Consider the following 19,131-nt stretch of genomic DNA (forward strand, 5'->3'; position numbering starts at 1 on the left):
TGGTTGCGTCGCTCCATTATATGATGGATGCTTCGTTTGCCCTTATCCTCGAAAGGAACCCATATGATTGATGCGTGTCCCGAACCCGCTGTGCTCTTTTTTGACGTGGACGGCACGCTGACGTCGTTCGATCCCGACGATATGACCGATAAGGACTTTACGGCGGTGCGTCCCTCGCGGGCGGTTATCGAGGCATTTCACCGTTTGCGCGATGCGGGGCACAAGGCATTTATCTGCACGGGTCGCCCCTTGTGGCTGATTGCCGATGGCCTGCGCGCGCTGAACCCGGCGGGTATCGTTGCCATGGCGGGGGCCACGCTAGAGGTCGAGGGCCGCGTGGCACACGAGGACTGCATTGACGAGGACATTGTTGAGGAGCTCGCGCGTCGCATTACTGTGGCGGGCGGCGAGGCGTTGTTCGAGACGAACAGTGCCACCTATTCACTTGAGCCAGTTGGTGTCGAACAGTCATTTCTGCTAGGCGCCGGCGTGGTGCATGGCGTTGATCAGATGCGCGTCGATGGCCGCTTGCGCGTAGGCAAGGTGTGCATTAACGCGTGCGACCTGGCTCGCGTAGCCAACGATGACGGCTTTATCGAGCGCGAGTTTGAGCTGTGCAACACCGGTGGTCAGAATCGCGAGCTGAGCCCCAAGGGCATCGACAAGGGCGTGGGCGTGGCGCGGGCGCTGGAGTATCTGGGTCGCGCGGGAAATGCGCGCACCTTTGGCTTTGGCGATTCGGGCAACGACCTGGGTATGCTCGCTGCGGTCGAGACAGCTGTCGCCATGGGCAACGCCATGCCCGAAGTCAAGGCGCTCGCCGACTACGTGACCGACGATGTCGCACACGACGGTACCGTCACAGCGATGCAGCATTTTGGGTTGATTTAATAAATGGCCGGGTCGCCCGCAGTGGGGGCGACCCGGCCATTTGAGCTATTTTGCAATATAGAGCTTGGGATGACTGCGACTGCTCTCGATCGCCGCCGTCATGATGCCCTCGTCGTCTCCATCAACGATGATGCCGTCGAGGTCATCGATCTGCGCGGACTGATAAAAACTGGTTTTGTTGAACTTTCCCTGGTCAACCATCATGTAGCCCTGGTTTGAGTTGGTAAGGTACATATGCTTGATCATGGCCGAGAAGTCGTGCTCGACGGTAAAGCCGTGGTCGGGGTGGAATCCGTCGGCACTGACAAACGCCTTGTCGGCATGTAGTTTGCTCATGCAGTCGAGCGTCAGTGCGCCCGCGAGATAGAGGTGCCCCTTGCGCACGGAGCCGCCCAGCAGCACTACCGAAGCATTGGGGAGATTGAAGCTGGCGTAGTTCGCGATTGCAAGATCGCCGGTGATAATGGTGATCTCACGCTTGTCCATGAGGGCCTTAGCGAAGTAAAAGCCTGTGGTGCCGATATCAATTACCAGAACATCGCCATCATCAACAAGAGTTGCTGCGGTTGCGGCGATGGCCTCCTTGGCCTCGACTTGGACATTGATGCGCTCCTCGGGATACGAGATTGCGTTGGAGCGAGAAAGCGATACCGCTCCGCCGCGTACGCGACGCAGCTTGCCTTCGGATTCCAGCGAGATGAGGTCGTGCCGTGCGGTGACTTCCGAAACCGAAAAACGGCGAACGATGTCGGATACCGAGATATTTGGCTTTTCGGCCAGCCAATTCATGATAAATCGCTGACGCTCGGCCGGTGAAAGGTCTGAAGTAGATGCCATATGCCGCTCCTTTTGAACAAAAGGTAAAAGATGCGCCTTTCGTAATCGAAATATAACGTATCGATATGAAAAGAACAAGGCAAATTCGAATGAATCAAAAGAACGGAATGGCATGTCACAAATGCATGCGTAGCAGATAGTTCGCACGTAAACGGGCTATAAAGAGTCTCATTCTGAAGGTGCCGCCCAAAAGAAGTACGTTCACGCCCGATATTCGACCGTTCACGGAAAGTTGACAATTGAGCTTTCGATAGCTTTTGAAATAGTTTATAAAAGAAAACCGAAAAGCTTTTGAAACAAAGAAGAAGGCTTTCGATAGCAATAGTGTTAGATGAGAAAGGACCGAACATGGCGATCAAGGTGTTTGCCGACGGCGCTGACCTCGAGGGCATGCTTGACATGCATGACAATGGCAACGTTCAGGGCTTCACGACCAATCCTTCCCTTATGAAGGCCGGCGGCGTGACCGACTACCGCGCTTTTGCCAAGACGGTTCTTGAGCACATTACTGATGTGTCGGTCTCTTTTGAGGTATTCGCCGACGACGAGGCAGGTATGGAAGCCGAGGCTCGCGAGATCGCAACCTGGGCAGACAACGTCTACGTTAAGATCCCGGCGCTCAACACCAAGGGTGAGTCCACTGCCGCGCTGGTCAAGCGCCTTTCTGCCGACGGCATCAAGGTGAATGTCACCACGATCTTCACGCCCGAACAGGTCGACGAGTTTGTCGATGCCGTCTCTGCTGAGACCCCCTCTATTCTGTCCATCTTCGCCGGTCGCATTGCCGATACCGGCGTCGATCCGCTGCCCCTCATGGCGGAGTCCGTAAAGAAGGCTGCCGTTAAGCCTGCTGCCGAGGTTCTCTGGGCGTCTACGCGCGAGGTCCTCAATATCTTCCAGGCGGAGTCCGTTGGATGCCAGATCATTACGGTCCCCAATGCCCTTCTTGCCAAGCGCAAGAATTTCGGGAAAGATTTGCTTGAGTACTCGCTTGATACGGTCAAGGGTTTTGCCCGCGACATTCAGGCGCTTGGTTTTCATATCCTGCCCGAGGAGTAGGGGACGAGCATGCTGACCGATCTTCTTAAGCCCGAGCTTGTTGCCTGCCACGTCGAGGCCTCCGACTGGGAGGAAGCGATCAGGGCATGCGGTAAGTTGCTCGTAGACGCTGGCAAATGCGATCAGAGCTATGTTGACGCCATGATTTCATCGGTTCACAAATTCGGCCCCTATATGGTCTTGGAAGAGGGCATCGCCATGCCCCACGCTCAGGCAGATGGCAATGTGAGCGAAGCGGGAATCTGTATCGTCACGCTTGACCCAGCCGTTGCGTTTGGACACGAGGATTTCGATCCGGTTCACGTGCTCGTGGGTATTTGCGCACCCGACCCCAAGGCTCATCTTGGCTGCTTGGCGGAGCTTTCGCAGATGTTCGAGGACGAGGACTGCGTTGCCAAGCTCAGCGCATGCGATACGCCCGAGCAGGTTTTGGAGACCATGCGTTCATTCTTTTAGGCCTTAATGGCACGGCGATGCGTCGCCGCTTTTGGATAGACGGAAAACCGTCACGTGTAGGAGAGGAAGGTTGCCATGCATATCATCACCGTATGCGGAAACGGCATCGGGTCCAGCCTGATGCTCGCTGGCAAAGTCGAGGAGCTTTGCGAGGAGGAGGGCATCAAGGCCGACGTTGAGTCTATGGACCTGAACGGTGCTTCTTCCGCAAATCCGGATCTGTTCATCACCGTTAAGGAACTCGCCCCCGAGCTCCACGGCAACGTTGTGATCGTTCGCAGCTATGTGAACAAGAAGAAGATCCGCGAAGACGCCCTCGAGGCAATCAAGGCGGCCGCCGCTAACGCCTAAAGCGGCACAAAAAAGGGCGGTTCCCTGTGGAAGAGGGAAACGCGCCCACGTTAGAGAGAAAGGAAGCGCAGATGCAAGCCATCCTTCCCATACTTGAGTTTATCCAATCGATTCTGACCAAGCCAGCGTGGATTATGGGTCTATTTGCCTTTGTGGGCCTTGTCGCGCTTAAGCGTCCTGCCCACAAGGTGATGACGGGCACCCTGAAGCCCATTCTTGGTTACATCATGCTGTCTGCCGGCGCCGCTGTTGTTCAGGAGAACCTTGCTCCGCTGGGTACCTTCATCGAGACCGGTTTCCACATCACCGGCGTCGTGCCCAACAACGAGGTCGTCGTTTCGATGGCTCAGAGCGTCCTCGGCGTTCAGACCATGATGATCCTGATTCTCGGCTATGTCGTGAACATTATCATTGCCCGCTTTACCAAGTTTAAGTACATCTTCCTGACGGGCCATCACAGCATGTTTATGGCCTGCCTGCTGTCTGCCGTTCTGCAGGCATCTGGCTTCCAGGATGTCCAGCTTGTCATCGTGGGCGGCATGTTCCTGGGCCTCGTGAGCGCTATGCTTCCCGCCGTTGGTCAGCGTTTCACCGAGAAGGTTACCGATGGCGATGAAATCGCCATGGGCCACTTCGGTTCACTCGCCTATTACATCTCCGCTGCAGTCGGTACGCTTTTTGCTAAGGACGCCGAGGAGAACAGCACCGAGAAGATCGAGGTTCCCGAGAAGTTCGCCTTCCTGCGCGACACTACCATCTCCACGGCTCTTACCATGGCCTTCTTCTACCTGGTTACCGCTTTCGCCGCTTACATTGCAGATCCTGCGGTCGTTACCAAGACCGCTGGTGGCGACAACGTGATTGTCTATGCCCTGACCTGCGCTCTGTCTTTCGCCGTTGGTGTCACCATCGTCTATAACGGCGTTCGTATGATCCTTGCCGACCTGGTCCCGGCTTTCCAGGGCATCTCCAACAAGCTGATCCCCGGTGCCATCCCCGCCGTCGACTGCGCCGTCTTCTTCCCCTATGCTCCCACCGCCGTCATCCTCGGCTTTGTCGCTTCCTTTATCGGTGGCGTGGTCGGTATGTTCATCGTGGGCGCTACCCTGGGCATCTTCATCATCCCGGGCATGGTTCCCCACTTCTTCTGCGGTGCTACCGCGGGCATCTACGGCAATGCTACCGGCGGTCGCAAGGGCGCAGCTCTTGGCGCTTTCGTCAACGGCCTGCTCATCACCTTTGCCCCGGCCCTGCTCCTGCCCGTTCTTGACGTCTTTGGCTTCAAGAACACTACGTTCGGCGACTTCGATTTCTCCGTCATTGGTATTACGCTTGGCCGCGCTGCCGAGGCCTTCGGTACCACCGGTGTCTACGCGATTCTCGCTGTCCTTCTGGTCGTTGCCTTCGTCCCCAACTTCATCCACACCAAGGGTGCTGTGATCAATCACGTTGAGGAAGAGTAATCCAGGCATACGTTAAGCCCTAATCGGGCGGAGCTCCGATAACCGGCTCCTACACGGAAGCGGTGACGTCTCAATCGAGGCGTCACCGCTTTTTGCTTTGGAGCGATTGTGAATATGAGCCGGCGAGGCGCTGCTTCTGTTCCGTGAACGGAATCAAACGCAATGATCGGCAAAAACGTTTTGCCGCTGGGGCGTCGATATAAAAATGGTAAATCTGCAAAACCGTTCGCCGAGAAGATAAAAAACCGCAGTTCACGCCTTGATAAACGTAGATAAAGTGTTTAGCAGTTTATCGGCCGTATGCTAACGAAAGGAATCAGGCAGATGGCAATCAAGGTGTTCGCTGACGGTGCAAACCTCGAGGGCATGCTCGACATGTACGAGAGCGGCAACGTTCAGGGTTTCACGACCAACCCGTCCCTTATGAAGAAGGGCGGCGTGACGGATTACCGCGCGTTTGCCAAGGAGGTCCTGGCCCACATCACCGATGTGTCCGTGTCGTTTGAGGTCTTTGCCGACGACGTCGAGACCATGGAGGTCGAGGCCCGCGAGATTGCTGCCTGGGCCGAGAACGTCTACGTCAAGATTCCGTGCGTGACCACCAAGGGCGAGTCCACCGCCGAGCTGGTGCACAAGCTTTCGGCCGACGGCATCAAGGTCAACGTCACCACCATCTTTACGCCTACGCAGGTCGACGAGATGGTCGAGGCCGTTGACGCCGAGACGCCGTCCATCATCTCGCTCTTTGCCGGTCGCATCGCCGACACCGGCGTCGATCCCATTCCGTTTGTGACGGAGTCGGTCAAGACGGCCGCCGCCAAGCCCAACTGCGAGGTCCTGTGGGCATCCACGCGCGAGCTCATCAACATCTACCAGGCCGAGGCCTGCGGTTGTCAGATCATCACGGTGCCCAACAGTATCCTGGCCAAGCGCAAGAACATCGGGCGCGACCCGTATGAGGTTTCGCTCGATACCGTGCGCGGCTTTGCCAAGGATATCGCCGCTTTGGGCTTCCATATCCTGCCGTAACGCGAACACTGGCTGCGCCGCGGGTTGTTCGCCCCGGCCTTTCCTTTCCCTATCGCTCACGCGCTTCGCGAGGGTCGCGCTAGGTAAAGGAAAGGCCGGGGCTGCCGACACGAGCTTGCCGGCAAGTTAGCACTCGGCTTCCATATCCTGCCGTAGGCAAAGGTACCCCCGCCTGCGACGTGCAAAATTGAGAGTATTCAGCAAGGTAAAGGCTTTTACCAGCTGGTTGAAGCACGGAACAGCCCCCGTTTTGGCTCTGACGACGCTAAAACGGGGGCTGTTTGTGACTTTATTGCCTCTGAGGAGCGTTCGGAGCGGCGGAAATTGCAGAATACTCGCGATTTTGCACGCTGCTACAGGGGGTACCCTTGCTTTGGCGGTTTATTTCCCCTGCACCATGGTGAGCGAGATCTTCTTGCGGTCGCGATCGACCTTTTCGACCCACACCTTGACCGTGTCGCCGACGCGCACCACGTCGCTTGGGTGCTTGACGAAGCGGTTGGCCAGTTTGGAGATGTGCACGAGGCCGTCCTGGTGCACGCCCACGTCGACGAAGGCGCCAAAGTCGACGACGTTGCGCACCGTGCCCTTGAGCTCCATGCCGGGTTCCAGGTCGTCGATGGAAAGTGCCGAGCGGCTAAAGACCACCTCGGGCGCGTCGTCTCGCGGGTCGCGGCCGGGCTTCTTGAGCTCGTTGACAATGTCGATGAGCGTGAGGGTACCGCAGTCCAGGTCGCTTGCCAGCGTCGAGATGCTGCCCAGGCGGCGCTCGATGTCGGGCACGCCGCCGCGGCTGAGCTCGCTTGCCGCAACGCCGGCGCGCTCCAGGACGGCCGTGGCCACCTCGTAGCTTTCGGGGTGGACGCTTGTCGCGTCGAGCGGGTTCTTGCCGCCGCTGATGCGCAGGAAACCTGCGGCGTTGAGGTACGCCTTGGGTCCCAGCTTGGGGACCTTCTTGAGCTGGCGGCGATCGGTAAAGGCGCCGTTTTCCTCGCGGAAAGCCACGATGTTTTTGGCCACGCTCGGCGTGATGCCCGATACGTATCCCAGCAGGCTCGCGCTCGCGGTGTTCACGTCGACGCCCACGCGGTTAACGACGTCCTCCACCACGTGGCCCAGGGTGCGCGAGAGTTCGGCCTGGTCAAGGTCGTGCTGGTATTGACCCACGCCGATGGACTGGGGCGGAATCTTGACGAGCTCTGCCAGCGGGTCTTGCAGGCGGCGGCCCAGGCTCATGGCGCCACGTACGGTGACGTCCAGGTCGGGATATTCCTGGCTGGCGAGCTCGGAGGCGGAGTACACCGATGCGCCGGCCTCGTTGACGATGGTGTAGCGAAGGCTGGGCGCCTGCTCGGCAATGAACTCCGAGACGACTTCCTCGGTCTCGCGGCTGGCGGTGCCGTTGCCGATGACGATGGTGTTGACGCCGTCCTTCTTGACGAGGCGGGCGAGCTCGCGCTTGGTGCCGGCGACGTCGTGGCGCGGCTTGGTGGGGTAGACCACGCCGTGGTCGAGCAGCTTGCCGGTCTCGTCCATGACGGCGACCTTGCAGCCAGTGCGGTAGCCCGGATCGAGCGCGAGCACGCGGGCGCCGCGCACGGGGCGTGCCGAGAGCAGGCCCTCAAGATTCTTGGCAAAGACGTTGATGGCCTCGGTCTGCGCGCGGACGGTGAGCTTGGCGCGGGCCTCGCGCTCCAGCGAGGGGGCCATGAGGCGCTTGTAACCATCGGCGATGGCGGCATCGAAGATGGGAGCAAACACGCCCTGGCGTCGGGGCCAACGGCTGCCGAGGCGCGCCGTGGCGGCAGCGCCGTCGACGTTCACGCGCACGCGGAGCTTACCCTCGCGCTCACCGCGGTCGATAGCCAGCACGCGGTGGTTAGGGATGCGGCGCAGCGGCTCGTCAAAGTTGTAGTAAGGCTCGTAGGGAGTCTTCTCCGCGGGGTCGGTGGCCTCGACGACGATATCGGCGGTGTTTTGCGTAAAGGCGCGCAGGTCGGCGACGTTCTCAGGGTCCTCGGCCACCGTCTCGGCCACGATGTCGGCGGCGCCGGCAAGCGCCTTCTCAGGTGTGTCGAAGCCGGCCTCCTCGTTGACGTATTCCGCGGCGGCGTCGAGCGCGCTGCCCTTGGCCGAGGCCTGCATGATGATCATGTTGGCAAGCGGCTCCAGACCTGCCTCGCGGGCCTTCTGCGCGCGGGTCATGCGCTTTTTGCGGTAGGGCTTATAGAGGTCCTCGACACGCTGGAGCTGTGTGGCCTCGCGGATCTGCTGCTCGAGCTCGGGCGTGAGCTTGCCCTGTGCGTCGATGAGCAGGATGACGTCCTCTTTGCGCTGCTCAAGATTGCGCAGGTAGGACAGGCGCTCGTCGAGTGCGCGCAGGGCGACGTCGTCCATGCCGCCGGTGGTTTCCTTGCGGTAGCGCGAGATAAAGGGGATGGTGTTGCCCTCGTCGATGAGCTTGACGGTCGCCTCGACATTGGCGGCCTTAAGGTTGAGCTCGCGGGCGAGCTGGGCGATAAGATCCATGGGAATTCCTGTCTGTGAGTACGTTACAGGTGCATGAGCCACCCAGTCTACCACCCGCCCGCGCGCCGCGGCTGCAAAGAAAAGCCCCGCGGGCAGGAGGCTGCTCGTGGGGCAAAGAAGAGGGGCTTATTTGTGGCGGACCGAGGGACTCGGCATGGGGTTTCTGCCGCGGCCGCTCTTAAGGCATTACAGCTCGACGAGCTGGCCGGTCTCGGCGGCCTCCTTGATGGCGTTAAGCAGCGTGAGCGTCTTAACGTTGTCGGCGGGGGTCACGACGGGCTCGACCTCGCGGCGGACGACCTTCACAAAGTGCTTGAGCTGCATCTTGTGCGGCAGCGCCGGGTCCACGGCCGGGATCTCCATCTGCAGCGGCTTGTGCCAGTTGGAGGCACCGTTGTAGGAGAACTGGTGCAGGCGGGGCAGCGAAAGGGCGCCCAAGGTTCCGCCGATAAAGTAGGCGTCGGCGTCGAAGGGACGGTACTGCGGGTCCTCGCGAGCGGTGGCCTCCCAGTTCCAGGGGCTGGCGGTGGCATCGGAGATGGTCATGCTTGCGAGCGCGCCATCGGCAAAACGGACGTTGACCACGGCGGAGTCCTCAGTCTCAAAACCGCGGGCGGCGCTGGACTGCATACCCTGGACGGCGACGGGCTCGCCCAGCAGATAGCGGAGCAGGTCGACGTCGTGAACCAGGTTAACCAGGATCGGGCCGGCACCCTTCTTGCGGCGCCACTCGACATCGAAGTACTCGTCATTCTTATAGATCATGTAGTGGAAGCTCGACACGGTGAGCTTGCCCAGCTCGCCGGACTCGATGATCTCTTTGGCTTTGTTGACGAAGGGGTTGTGACGACGGTGCTGGCCCACGAGCACGGGCACGCCGGCGGTCTCGGCCTCGGCGGCAAAGGTCTGGGCATCCTCGAGGTCATTGGAGATCGGCTTTTCGACCAGCGGCACGATGTTGCGCTTCACGGCCTCGCGGGCAACGCCCAGATGCAGGTCGTTGGGGGTGGCGATGATGACGGCCTCGGGCTTGACCTCGTCCATCATCTGGGCGGGATCGGTAAAGAACGGCACGCCGGCAGCCTCGGCCGTGGCGCGGGCGCCCTCAAAGGCGTCGGCGATGGCGACGAGCTCGGCCTCGGGCTCCTCGGTGACAAAGCGGATGTGGTTGCGGCCCATGGCGCCGGCGCCGATGACGGCAATGCGGACGGGGTTGAGCTCAGACATTTCGACTCCTTAATGCTGGTGGCTGGTGGAATGTGACAAAGGGACGGTCCCTCATGTCACATCGGTAAAACTAAGCGGACTTCTTCTTGCTGTCGGAGACCATCATGTAGACGGTGAGTACGACGGCGATGGCGGCGATCACGATGGCGCCGTAGAAGGACTGCTGGTAGGCGGCGCTGCCGGCCTCGGCGTGATACAGCACGGCGGTGATGGGCTGGCTGATCCAGGTGGAAGCGGCGTAGCCCAGGAACATGATGCCGTAGTTGACGCCGATGTTGCTGGTACCAAAGGCGCCACCGGTAAGCGGCGGGTAGATGACGAGCAGGGCGCCAAAGCTAAAGCCGAGCAGGGCGAGCGCCACAAAGAACATGCTCTGCGTAAAGCTCATCGACATGATGACGAGCGCGACGATGGTGACGACAAGGCTGATGAGCAGCGACTTGTAGGCGCCGAGCTTGTCAATGATCTGGCCAAAGGACAGACGACCGACCAGGTTGGCGCAGGTGTTGACGGAGACCACTACACCGCCGAGGGCGACAGCTGCGGCGCACGTGGGGTCGGCGAAGAGCTGGACGGCGGCGATGGAGGCAACCTTGCCCACGAGCAGGGTGCCTGCAGTGGCAGCAAAGGCGAAGGTGACGATGAGGATCCAAAAGCGCGGGGTTTTGACCATCTCGCCCGGGGTGAGGTCGCCGAAGGTGCCGGCGTGTGCGCCGCCCTTGGGGGCCTCGAAGCCCTCGGGCAGCCAACCGGCCTCGGGGGCCTTCAGGAACAGGGCGGAGGCGGCGATCATCGCAAAGAAGATGACGCCGAGTGCCTTGAGGGCGCCAAAGATGCCCAGGCTCGGGATGAGCAGCGAGGCGAGCACCGGGGACAGCACGGCGGGGCCGGCGGTCGAAGCGGCCAGGGTGATGCCGGAAGCCAGGCCCTTCTTGTCGATGAACCACTTTTGGCCGGTGGTGAGCGCCGGGTTGTAACCCAGGCCGTTGCCGATGGCGGCGACGAGCGAGAACCACAGGTAGAACTGCCACGGCTCGGTGACGGTGCCAGACATGAACCAGCCCAGGCCGTAGCACACGGCGGCGGCGATCACGACGTTGCGGGGGCCGATCTTATCGGAGATGCGGCCGGCGAAGATGCCTGTCACGGCCATGATGGTCTGAAAGACCGGGAAAGCCCAGGTAAGGGCGCTGGACCACTCGGGGTAGACGGCGAGCAGGTTCTTGCTCACGACGGAATACAGCGCGATGGAGCTGATAAAGAACATGGTGACGCACGCGGCGGAAAGCACGACGGCGCGACCCTTGTTGGAGTTGGTGGAAGCCATTGGACTCTTTCTAATCGATGCGGGGGAGGGGCGGACACGTCCGCGGGGCCTCCCTGTCGGGCTGGTTTACTGGTCAGTGGGCTTTGCGACGCCAGACTCGTCGGACCAAAGCTCGACACCCTTGTTCTTGAGGTAGTTGTCGGCAAAGGCTCGACGGCCGCCGGGCTTGGCGGTGAGGTCGCCCATCATATTGGAGAAGCCGCCGTCGACCTTGATGGCGTCGCCGGTGGTAAAGTCCGAGCGCTTGGACGCCAGGAACATGACGGCGTTGGCGATATCGCTGACCTCGCCGATGCGGCGCGTGGCGATGAGACGGCTGCGGCTCTTCTCGACCTCGGGGTCGGCGTAAAAGCTCGCCGACATGGGGGTCTTAACAAAGCAGGGCTCGACGCAATTGGAACGCACGCCGTAGGGACCCCACTCGGCAGCCAACATCTTCGACATCATGTTGACGCCCGCCTTGGTGGAGCTGTACACGCCCGAGAACGTCTCGGGGGAGTGGCTGGCAACGGTCGAGATGTGCACCAGGCGACCATGGCCGGCCTTGATCATCTCGCGACCAAAGCGCTGCGAGGTGATGAAGTAGCCGGTGAGGTTGACGTTGAGGACCTCGTTCCAGTCACTCAGCGGCAGGTCTTCCATGGCTGCGAAGCGCAGGATGCCGGCAGTGTTGACGAGGACGTCGACGCGGCCGAAGTCGGCGATGGTGGCATCGACAGCGGCCTGAACCTCGGCCTCGTCGGTGGCGTTCATCTTGTAGCCCTCGGCGTGGATGCCAAACTCGGCGGCGAGGTCGGCGGCCGCGGCCTTGACCTTCTCCTCGTCCAGGTCGAGCAGGACGACGTTGGCGCCGTTGCGGGCGAACTCGCGGCAGATCTCGACGCCCATGCCGCCGAGTGCGCCGGTCACAGCGCAGACATCGCCCTCGAGCTTAAGCCAGTTGCTCATAGGAACTTCCCTTCTTGTGCCTCCCGGTGGGTCGCTCCCATTAATCGACCCACGTGGTTTTCGCTGGTTATCGTATGCTTTGCATTTGCGCAGGTGAATTGCATATTTGTTAGAATGGCGTAAACCTATGGTTTACAGCACGCAAGGCAATTTGTTCTTAATTGAGTGTGTGACCTGCCAAAACGACCCCCTTCGGCAGCGCATGTCCATACGTCTGGAAACGGGAGATTGACGTGTACGATCGACGACTCGAGGCCATAGCGGCCGCCGCTGAGCTGGGAAGCTTCTCGCGCGCCGCGGCAAAACTGCGCGTGTCGACCCCGGCACTCGTCAAACAGGTGTCAAGATTCGAGGCCGAGTTTGGCATCACGCTGTTCGAGCGCTCGCATTCGGGCGTCAAGGTGACGCCGGCGGGGGCGCTTCTGGTGGACGACGCGCGCTCGATTATGCGCCAGTCCGAGGATGCCCTGCGTCGCGCCCGACGCGCGGCGGGCGATGGCGGCGCCGTGCGCCTGGGCGTGTCGATGATGTGCCCGGGGCGTCAGACGCTGTCGATGTGGACGGGCGTACACGAGCTGGAACCATCGCTGCGCTTCGAGATCGTGCCGGTGAACGACCTCTATGACGAGCGTGAATCCGTCATGCGCAGCTTGGGGCGCGAGGTGGATGTAGTGCAGTCGAGTTTTTCGACCCCGCGCTGGGGTGACGCCTGCCAAAAGCTCCGCATCGTTACCGTGCCGTTTTATATCGACGTGCCGCGCACAAGCCGGCTTGCGCGCAAGACGCGCATCACGGTTGCCGACTTGGAGGGCATGCGCCTGCGCGTGCTTCGTCACGGCAACGACGCCATGGACAGCCTGCGCATCGACCTGTTGGCCGACGGCGGCGTGGACGTGATCGACGTGGACAGCTTTGACTTTGCGCTCTTTAACGAAGCGGAGGAAAAGGGCGATGCGGTGCTCACCTGCGGAGCGTGGTCGGGCGTGCACCCGGCCTTTGTGGGCGTACCGTTCCTATGTGGCCGCGAGGTGCCGGTCTATTTGCACTACCCGCTTGAGCCCACCCTCCAAGTCCAAAAATTCGTCAACGCCATGGTCCAACTTCTCAAATAGCTATCGTGTCGATGATTCTTTAATCCCCGTCCTAGAAAAATCATCTGGTAGAGTTGACCTCACGTGAATTTCAGCACACTGTGTGCTACCTGCACTTTTGTCATTTGAGGAGTGAACTTGTGAATCCTTCTGTCGCCAAGAAAGCCAGCCGGGCGGTGCGCCTGCTCATGATGGTGCTCACGGCAGTTCTCATCTTCTTTTTCATCAATGTTATGCTGCTCGTCTCCGATATCCAGGGCACAGCGCGCGTGGTCAACTACGCCGGTCTGGTGCGCGGCACTACGCAGCGAATCGTTAAGCTCGAGGACGCGGGCCAGCCTCGAGATGACCTGCTCAGAGCCGTTGATTCATACATCAACGGTTTGCGTTACGGAAGTGATGACCTCAACCTCGTCCGTCTCGACGACGACGAGTATCAGGCAAAGATGACCGAGCTTGCAAACTATTATGATGAGCTTTGCGCCGAGATCATCCATGTGCGCGAAGTCGGCTACGAGAACACCGACATCATCGCCATGAGCGAGGAGTTCTTTGGTATTTGCGACGATGCTACGCGACTCGCAGAGGACTACTCTCAGGAGAAGGCGTCGGCGCTCAACTATCTCGAGGGCTTGGTGATCATCGACATCGTGGGCTTGGTGACGACCTTTGCGGTCGAACTTGTTCGCGCGGTGCGCACTGCCGCACTCAATCGCGAGCTGCAGAGCAAAGTTTATCTCGACGAAGCTACGGGACTGCCCAACAAGAACAAATGCGAGGAAATCTTGGGTCAGGAGCATCCCGTTTCCGCTGAAGCGCCCGTTGCGCTGTGTGTCTTCGATCTTAATAATCTGCATACGGTCAATAACCGCTTTGGCCACGAGAAGGGTGACGAATACATCCGTTCTTTTGCCCAGCAGCTGGGGCGCGTGGCGTCCGAGGCCTGCTTTGTGGGCCGCGACGGCGGCGATGAGTTTATCGCGGTGCTGTGGGATGCCGATCGAGCTGCCGTGGAGTCCCGTCTCGCTCGGGTCCGTGCGAACGTGAACGAGTATTCCGAGGCTCACTCCGACATGCCTATCAGCTACGCGGTGGGCTATGCGCTTTCCAGTGATTTTGATGAGCTGCCCACGATGCGCGAGCTCTTTTCACAGGCCGACAAAAACATGTACATCGACAAGAACCGCATAAAGACGGCCGAGGCAGCCGGTCCGCAACGCGATGGCCGGTAAGCCTGCAACAGAGGACGGCTACAAAACGAGGCCCTGGCCAAACGGCCAGGGCCTCACTAACCTTTATTCCGTTTTAAACAACGGGCTGATTGCGCGCAGGAGGGTGCCCCGGGGCGGCGGGGTATTTCCTCCGCGCGCAGTTTCGCAGCGAAGCGAGAATGTTTGAGCACGGAGGAATTACCCCGACGCCCCGGGGAACCCTCCGTCAGTAACCGTTCCTACTCCAGCTCAAACGCTCCCGTGTACAGCTGGTAGTAATACCCGCGCTTGGCGATCAGCTCGTCGTGGTTGCCGCGCTCGATGATGCGGCCGTGATCCAGACAGATGATCGCGTCGGAGTTGCGCACGGTGGACAGGCGGTGTGCGATGACAAACGTCGTGCGGCCCTCCATGAGCTTGTCCATGCCCGCCTGTACGATGGCCTCGGTGCGGGTGTCGATGGAGCTCGTGGCCTCGTCCAGGATCATCGCCGGCGGATCGGCGACGGCGGCGCGTGCGATCGAAATTAGCTGACGCTGGCCCTGCGACAGTTGGGCGCCGTTGCCGGTGAGCATGGTGTCATAGCCGTCGGGCAGGCGTGTGATAAAGTCGTCCGCGCCGGCAAGCTTGGCCGCCGCGATGCACTCCTCGTCGGTGGCATCCAGGTTGCCGTAGCGGATGTTATCCATCACGGTGCCGGTGAACAGGTTCACGTCCTGCAGCACGACGCCCAGGCTTCGGCGCAGGTCGGCCTTGCGGATCTTGTTGACGTTGATGCCGTCGTAGCGGATCTTGCCGTCGGCGATGTCGTAGAAGCGGTTGATGAGGTTGGTGATGGTCGTCTTGCCGGCACCGGTGGCGCCGACAAACGCGACCTTCTGGCCCGGCTTGGCAAACACGGACACGCCGTGCAGCACCTCGTGGTCGGGCGTGTAGCCAAAGTCGACGTTGTCCATGACCAGGTCGCCGCGCAGCGGTACGTACTCGATCTCGCCGGTTGCGCGGTGCGGATGTTTCCACGCCCACATGCCGGTGTGGTGGTCCGCCTCCTCGAACTCCCAAGTCTCGGGGTTCACCTGCGCGTTGACGAGCGTCACGTAGCCCTCGTCGGCCTCGGGCTCCTCGTCGATGAGCTCAAAGATGCGGTCGGCGCCGGCAAGGCCCATGACCACGGCGTTGATCTGCTGCGAGATCTGGCCAATCTGTCCGCAGAACTGCTTGGTCATATTGAGGAACGGCACTACGACGGAGATGGACAGCGCCATGCCCGAGATGCTCAGGTTGGGCACGCCCAGCGCAAGGAAAATGCCGCCGGCAAGGGCCACCAGCACGTAGAGCAGGTTGCCCAGGTTCATAAGGATGGGCATGAGGATGTTGGCGTACATGTTGGCCTTCTGGGAGACCTCAAAGAGCTTTTCGTTGCGCTCGTCAAAATCGGCCTCGGCGGCAGACTCGTGGCAGAACGCCTTGACGACCTTCTGGCCGTTCATGACCTCCTCGATATGGCCCTCGACCACGCCGAGCTCGGTCTGCTGCGCAATGAAGAAGCGCGCGGAGTTGGAGCCGAGCAGCTTGGTCATAAAGGTCATAAAGACGACGCCGGCGATGATGACCAGGCACATCCACACGCTGTAGTACAGCATGATAAAGAACACCGTGACGATGATGATGATCGTCATGAGCAGGTTGGGCAGCGACTGGCTGATCATCTGACGCAGCGTGTCGATGTCGTTGGTGTAGTGGCTCATGGTATCGCCGCGCTGGTGCGTGTCAAAGTAGCGGATCGGCAGGTCCTGCATGCGGTTGAACATCATCTCGCGAAGCTTCTCCAACGAGCCCTGCGTGACGATAGCCATGGCGCGGTTCCAGAAGAGCGAGGACAGGACGCCGACGCCGTAAATGCAGGCGAGGGTGGTCACGAGCTGCAGAATCTTGGGCCGTGCGGCTTCCCAATCGCCCGACTGCCACGATTCGCTAATAATCTGCAGGGCGCTCTGCAGGAAGGTCGCGCCGATGGAGTTGATGATGGCGCAGAGCACCACGCCGGCGACGACAAGGGGCAAAAGCACGGGATAGAAGCCAAAGAGCGTCTTGATGAGGCGCGACATGGTGCCGCCCTTACGGTTGAGCGCGCGCTCGGCGGTCGTTGCCTTACTCATGTGCCTCGCCTCCTTCCTGGGTCTGAGCTTGCGTTGCGGTCATGTCGGTGTTGTCTGCCGCCGTGTTCGCGTCGCCAGAGACGTCGTCGGCGTCTTGCGTACCTTCGGCAGACATCTTGTTTTGCGAGGTAAAGGTCTCTCGGTAGATCTCGCTCGTCTTGAGCAGCTCTTCGTGGTTGCCGATCTGTGCGATGCGGCCGCCCTCCATGACAATGATGCGGTCTGCGTCCTGCACGGAGCTGATGCGCTGGGCGATGATGATCTTGGTCGTGTTGGGCAGATAGCTTGCCAGACCTGCGCGAATCTTGGCGTCAGTCTTGGTGTCGACGGCGCTGGTGGAGTCGTCCAGGATCAAGATCTTGGGGCGACGCAGCAGGGCGCGTGCAATGCACAGGCGCTGTTTCTGACCGCCCGAAACATTAGAGCCGCCCTGTTCGATCCAGGTGTCGTAGCCCTTGGGGAAACCGTCGACAAACTCGTCGGCGCAGGCCAGATGCGCTGCCTCGCGGACTTCCTCGTCGGTGGCGTTCGGGTCGCCCCAACGCAGGTTCTCGGCGATGGTGCCGCTAAACAGCACGTTTTTCTGCAGCACCATGGCGACCTGGTGACGCAGCGCATCCAGGTCGTAGTCGCGCACGTCCACGCCGCCCACGCGCACAGCGCCTTCGGTGGTGTCGTACAGGCGGGCGATGAGGTTAACGAGCGTGGACTTGGCCGAGCCAGTGCCGCCGATGATGCCGATGGTCTCGCCGCTCGTAATGTGCAGGTCGATATCGTCGAGCGCCTGGCGTTTCGCATGCGCGGAATACTTAAAGCTCACGTGGTCAAAGTCGATGGAACCGTCGGCAACCTCGAGCACGGGCTCGGCGGGATCGGCGATCGTGGGCTCGGCGGCCAGCACCTCGGCAATGCGGTGTGCCGATTCGTCGGCCATGGTCACCATGACAAAGATCATCGACAGCTGCATCAGGCTCATGAGAATCTGGAAACCATAGGTAAAGGTCGAGGAGAGCTGGCCCACGTCGAACAGCGTGCCCTGGCTCGTGATGATGAGCTTGGAGCCCAGGTAGATGATGACGACAAACGCGCCGTTGACGCAGATGTTCATCATGGGGTTGTTAAAGGCGAGCAGCTTCTCGGCGCGGGTGAAGTCCATCTGGACGTCGCGCGCGGCGGTCGCGAACTTCTCCTTCTCAAAGTCTTCGCGCACATAGCTCTTGACCACGCGCATGCCGGTGACGTTTTCCTCGACGGACTCGTTAAGGGCATCGTACTTGTGGAACACGCGCGAGAAGATGGGGCGCACCTTAAAGATGATAAAGAACAGTCCAAAGCCCAGCAGCGGAATGATGACCAGGTAGACCATGGCAACACTGCCGCCCATGATAAACGCCATGGTAAAGGCGAAGATCAATACCAGCGGCGCGCGCACGGCGATGCGGATGATCATCATAAAGGCCTGCTGCACGTTGTTGATGTCGGTGGTCAGGCGCGTGACGAGCGAGGAGCTCGAGAACTCATCGATGTTGGCAAAGCTGAACGTCTGGATTTTGTAGAACAGGTCGTGACGCAGGTTCTTGGCGAAGCCGCAGCTCGCATGGCTGCAGGTGACGCCTGCCGCGGCGCCAAAAGCAAGCGACGTCAGCGCGATGAGCACCAAAAAGCCTGCGGTGGGAAGCATCTCGGCTACGGTGGCGCCGTCTTTGATGGCGTCGATCAGGTTGGCAGTGATAAATGGAATCAGCATCTCGCAGAGCACCTCGCCAAGCACGAGCAACGGCGTAGCAACGGTGACTTTCATATAGTCGCGGATGCTGCCCATGAGGGTTTTAATCATCCAGTTCCTCCCAGGTTACGCGGATTTTATCGAGCATTTCGGCGAGGTCCTCGCGCTCGTCGTGGGTGAGCGCGCTAAAGGCCCGTTCTCTAAAGCGGATGCGGGCTGCCTGGTCGATGCGGGCGTTTTCCCGGCCGGTTTCGGTCAGGCGAATGGTGAGTTGCCGTCGATCCTTGGGGTTACGGCTGCGCTCGATGAGGCCGTTGAGCTCGAGCTTGGACAGGATCTCGGAAAGCGATCCCGGCTTGAGGTCAAAGTGCATGCCGAGCTCCTGCTGCGACATCTCGCCGCCGGGCTGCTTGGCCAGCAGGCAGATGATGGGCGCCTTGCCGGACACGCCTCCGCCATGAAAATGCATGTAATGGCCGCAAAAGCCCAGGCCGCTCAGGATGCGCTTGGCGAGTTTGTCTTCGGCGCTGACCGCTTCGGGTATGTCTACCGGTTGCGACGGGTCACCGCCGGGCTCATGCGGAAGGACGAGTGGTTCAACACACATATCTAAGCTTCGCTCCTTTCTTTAGTTAGGTAGTTGAATTGTTTTGTGCCTAACCAATTTAGGAGCACGGTAAATAAATGTCAAGGTACCAAACTTATTATGTTCGAGCGGCACTTAGGGACGTTCCTTATGTGCCGGCATTTGGGGACACTCCTTGTGTCGACTAGTCATTTAAGAACGTCCATTACAGTCGAAATTGTCAGCCCGGGACCGTCTCGGG

16 protein-coding genes are annotated in these 19,131 nt (G+C 60.2%); 8 read left to right on the forward strand and 8 right to left on the reverse strand.

Annotated elements, in window-relative coordinates:
• Window positions 1–63: 63 nt before the first annotated feature.
• Window positions 64–891, forward strand: coding sequence for an HAD-IIB family hydrolase (locus DW037_RS08135; RefSeq protein ID WP_158551683.1), 828 nt, complete (start codon window positions 64–66; stop codon window positions 889–891).
• Between the two features lie 45 nt (window positions 892–936).
• On the opposite strand, the gene DW037_RS08140 is transcribed toward DW037_RS08135, so the two are convergent.
• Entirely contained in the window at window positions 937–1,728 is a 792-nt protein-coding gene (locus DW037_RS08140) for a DeoR/GlpR family DNA-binding transcription regulator (RefSeq protein ID WP_158548938.1), read from the reverse strand.
• 348 nt (window positions 1,729–2,076) lie between these two features.
• Between DW037_RS08140 and DW037_RS08145 the strand changes: the two genes are divergently transcribed.
• From DW037_RS08145 to DW037_RS08165, 5 genes are all read left to right on the forward strand, one after another.
• Complete coding sequence (locus DW037_RS08145; protein WP_117582967.1) at window positions 2,077–2,787, forward strand: transaldolase; 711 nt, start codon at window positions 2,077–2,079, stop codon at window positions 2,785–2,787.
• Window positions 2,788–2,796: 9 nt separating this feature from the next.
• Window positions 2,797–3,243, forward strand: coding sequence for a PTS sugar transporter subunit IIA (locus DW037_RS08150; RefSeq protein ID WP_117582968.1), 447 nt, complete (start codon window positions 2,797–2,799; stop codon window positions 3,241–3,243).
• Between the two features lie 75 nt (window positions 3,244–3,318).
• Window positions 3,319–3,594: a PTS sugar transporter subunit IIB gene (locus DW037_RS08155; protein ID WP_022094539.1), complete on the forward strand. Its 276-nt coding sequence runs from the start codon at window positions 3,319–3,321 to the stop codon at window positions 3,592–3,594.
• Window positions 3,595–3,665: 71 nt separating this feature from the next.
• On the forward strand, window positions 3,666–5,057 hold the full coding sequence (locus DW037_RS08160) for a PTS ascorbate transporter subunit IIC (RefSeq protein ID WP_089573144.1): 1,392 nt from the start codon (window positions 3,666–3,668) through the stop codon (window positions 5,055–5,057).
• A gap of 324 nt (window positions 5,058–5,381) precedes the next feature.
• On the forward strand, window positions 5,382–6,086 hold the full coding sequence (locus DW037_RS08165; RefSeq protein WP_233503772.1) for a transaldolase: 705 nt from the start codon (window positions 5,382–5,384) through the stop codon (window positions 6,084–6,086).
• A gap of 381 nt (window positions 6,087–6,467) precedes the next feature.
• Here DW037_RS08165 and DW037_RS08170 read toward each other — a convergent pair whose 3' ends face one another.
• The 4 genes from DW037_RS08170 to DW037_RS08185 all read right to left on the reverse strand — a co-directional run bounded on the left by DW037_RS08170 (window position 6,468) and on the right by DW037_RS08185 (window position 12,117).
• Complete coding sequence (locus DW037_RS08170) at window positions 6,468–8,615, reverse strand: Tex family protein (RefSeq protein ID WP_117582970.1); 2,148 nt, start codon at window positions 8,613–8,615, stop codon at window positions 6,468–6,470.
• Window positions 8,616–8,801: 186 nt separating this feature from the next.
• Window positions 8,802–9,842, reverse strand: a complete 1,041-nt coding sequence (locus tag DW037_RS08175; RefSeq protein ID WP_117582971.1) for a Gfo/Idh/MocA family protein — start codon at window positions 9,840–9,842, stop codon at window positions 8,802–8,804.
• Window positions 9,843–9,912: 70 nt separating this feature from the next.
• Entirely contained in the window at window positions 9,913–11,169 is a 1,257-nt protein-coding gene (locus DW037_RS08180; RefSeq protein WP_117582972.1) for an MFS transporter, read from the reverse strand.
• Window positions 11,170–11,235: 66 nt separating this feature from the next.
• Complete coding sequence (locus tag DW037_RS08185; protein ID WP_117582973.1) at window positions 11,236–12,117, reverse strand: SDR family NAD(P)-dependent oxidoreductase; 882 nt, start codon at window positions 12,115–12,117, stop codon at window positions 11,236–11,238.
• Window positions 12,118–12,350: 233 nt separating this feature from the next.
• Between DW037_RS08185 and DW037_RS08190 the strand changes: the two genes are divergently transcribed.
• Together DW037_RS08190 and DW037_RS08195 are read left to right on the forward strand one after the other, a co-directional pair.
• Window positions 12,351–13,229: a LysR family transcriptional regulator gene (locus DW037_RS08190; RefSeq protein WP_117629818.1), complete on the forward strand. Its 879-nt coding sequence runs from the start codon at window positions 12,351–12,353 to the stop codon at window positions 13,227–13,229.
• A gap of 119 nt (window positions 13,230–13,348) precedes the next feature.
• On the forward strand, window positions 13,349–14,440 hold the full coding sequence (locus DW037_RS08195; protein ID WP_199578354.1) for a GGDEF domain-containing protein: 1,092 nt from the start codon (window positions 13,349–13,351) through the stop codon (window positions 14,438–14,440).
• A 218-nt stretch (window positions 14,441–14,658) separates the two neighbouring features.
• Here DW037_RS08195 and DW037_RS08200 read toward each other — a convergent pair whose 3' ends face one another.
• The 3 genes from DW037_RS08200 to DW037_RS08210 are packed head-to-tail and all read right to left on the reverse strand — an operon-like array spanning window position 14,659 to window position 18,911.
• Window positions 14,659–16,578, reverse strand: coding sequence for an ABC transporter ATP-binding protein (locus DW037_RS08200; protein WP_117629817.1), 1,920 nt, complete (start codon window positions 16,576–16,578; stop codon window positions 14,659–14,661).
• Complete coding sequence (locus DW037_RS08205; protein ID WP_233505699.1) at window positions 16,571–18,415, reverse strand: ABC transporter ATP-binding protein; 1,845 nt, start codon at window positions 18,413–18,415, stop codon at window positions 16,571–16,573. The genes DW037_RS08200 and DW037_RS08205 overlap by 8 nt, the downstream gene beginning before the upstream one ends.
• Complete coding sequence (locus DW037_RS08210) at window positions 18,408–18,911, reverse strand: MarR family winged helix-turn-helix transcriptional regulator (RefSeq protein ID WP_117629816.1); 504 nt, start codon at window positions 18,909–18,911, stop codon at window positions 18,408–18,410. The genes DW037_RS08205 and DW037_RS08210 overlap by 8 nt, the downstream gene beginning before the upstream one ends.
• Window positions 18,912–19,131: the final 220 nt, after the last annotated feature.

It is taken from the genome of Collinsella sp. AF39-11AT, assembly GCF_003474585.1.
GTDB lineage: Bacteria > Actinomycetota > Coriobacteriia > Coriobacteriales > Coriobacteriaceae > Collinsella.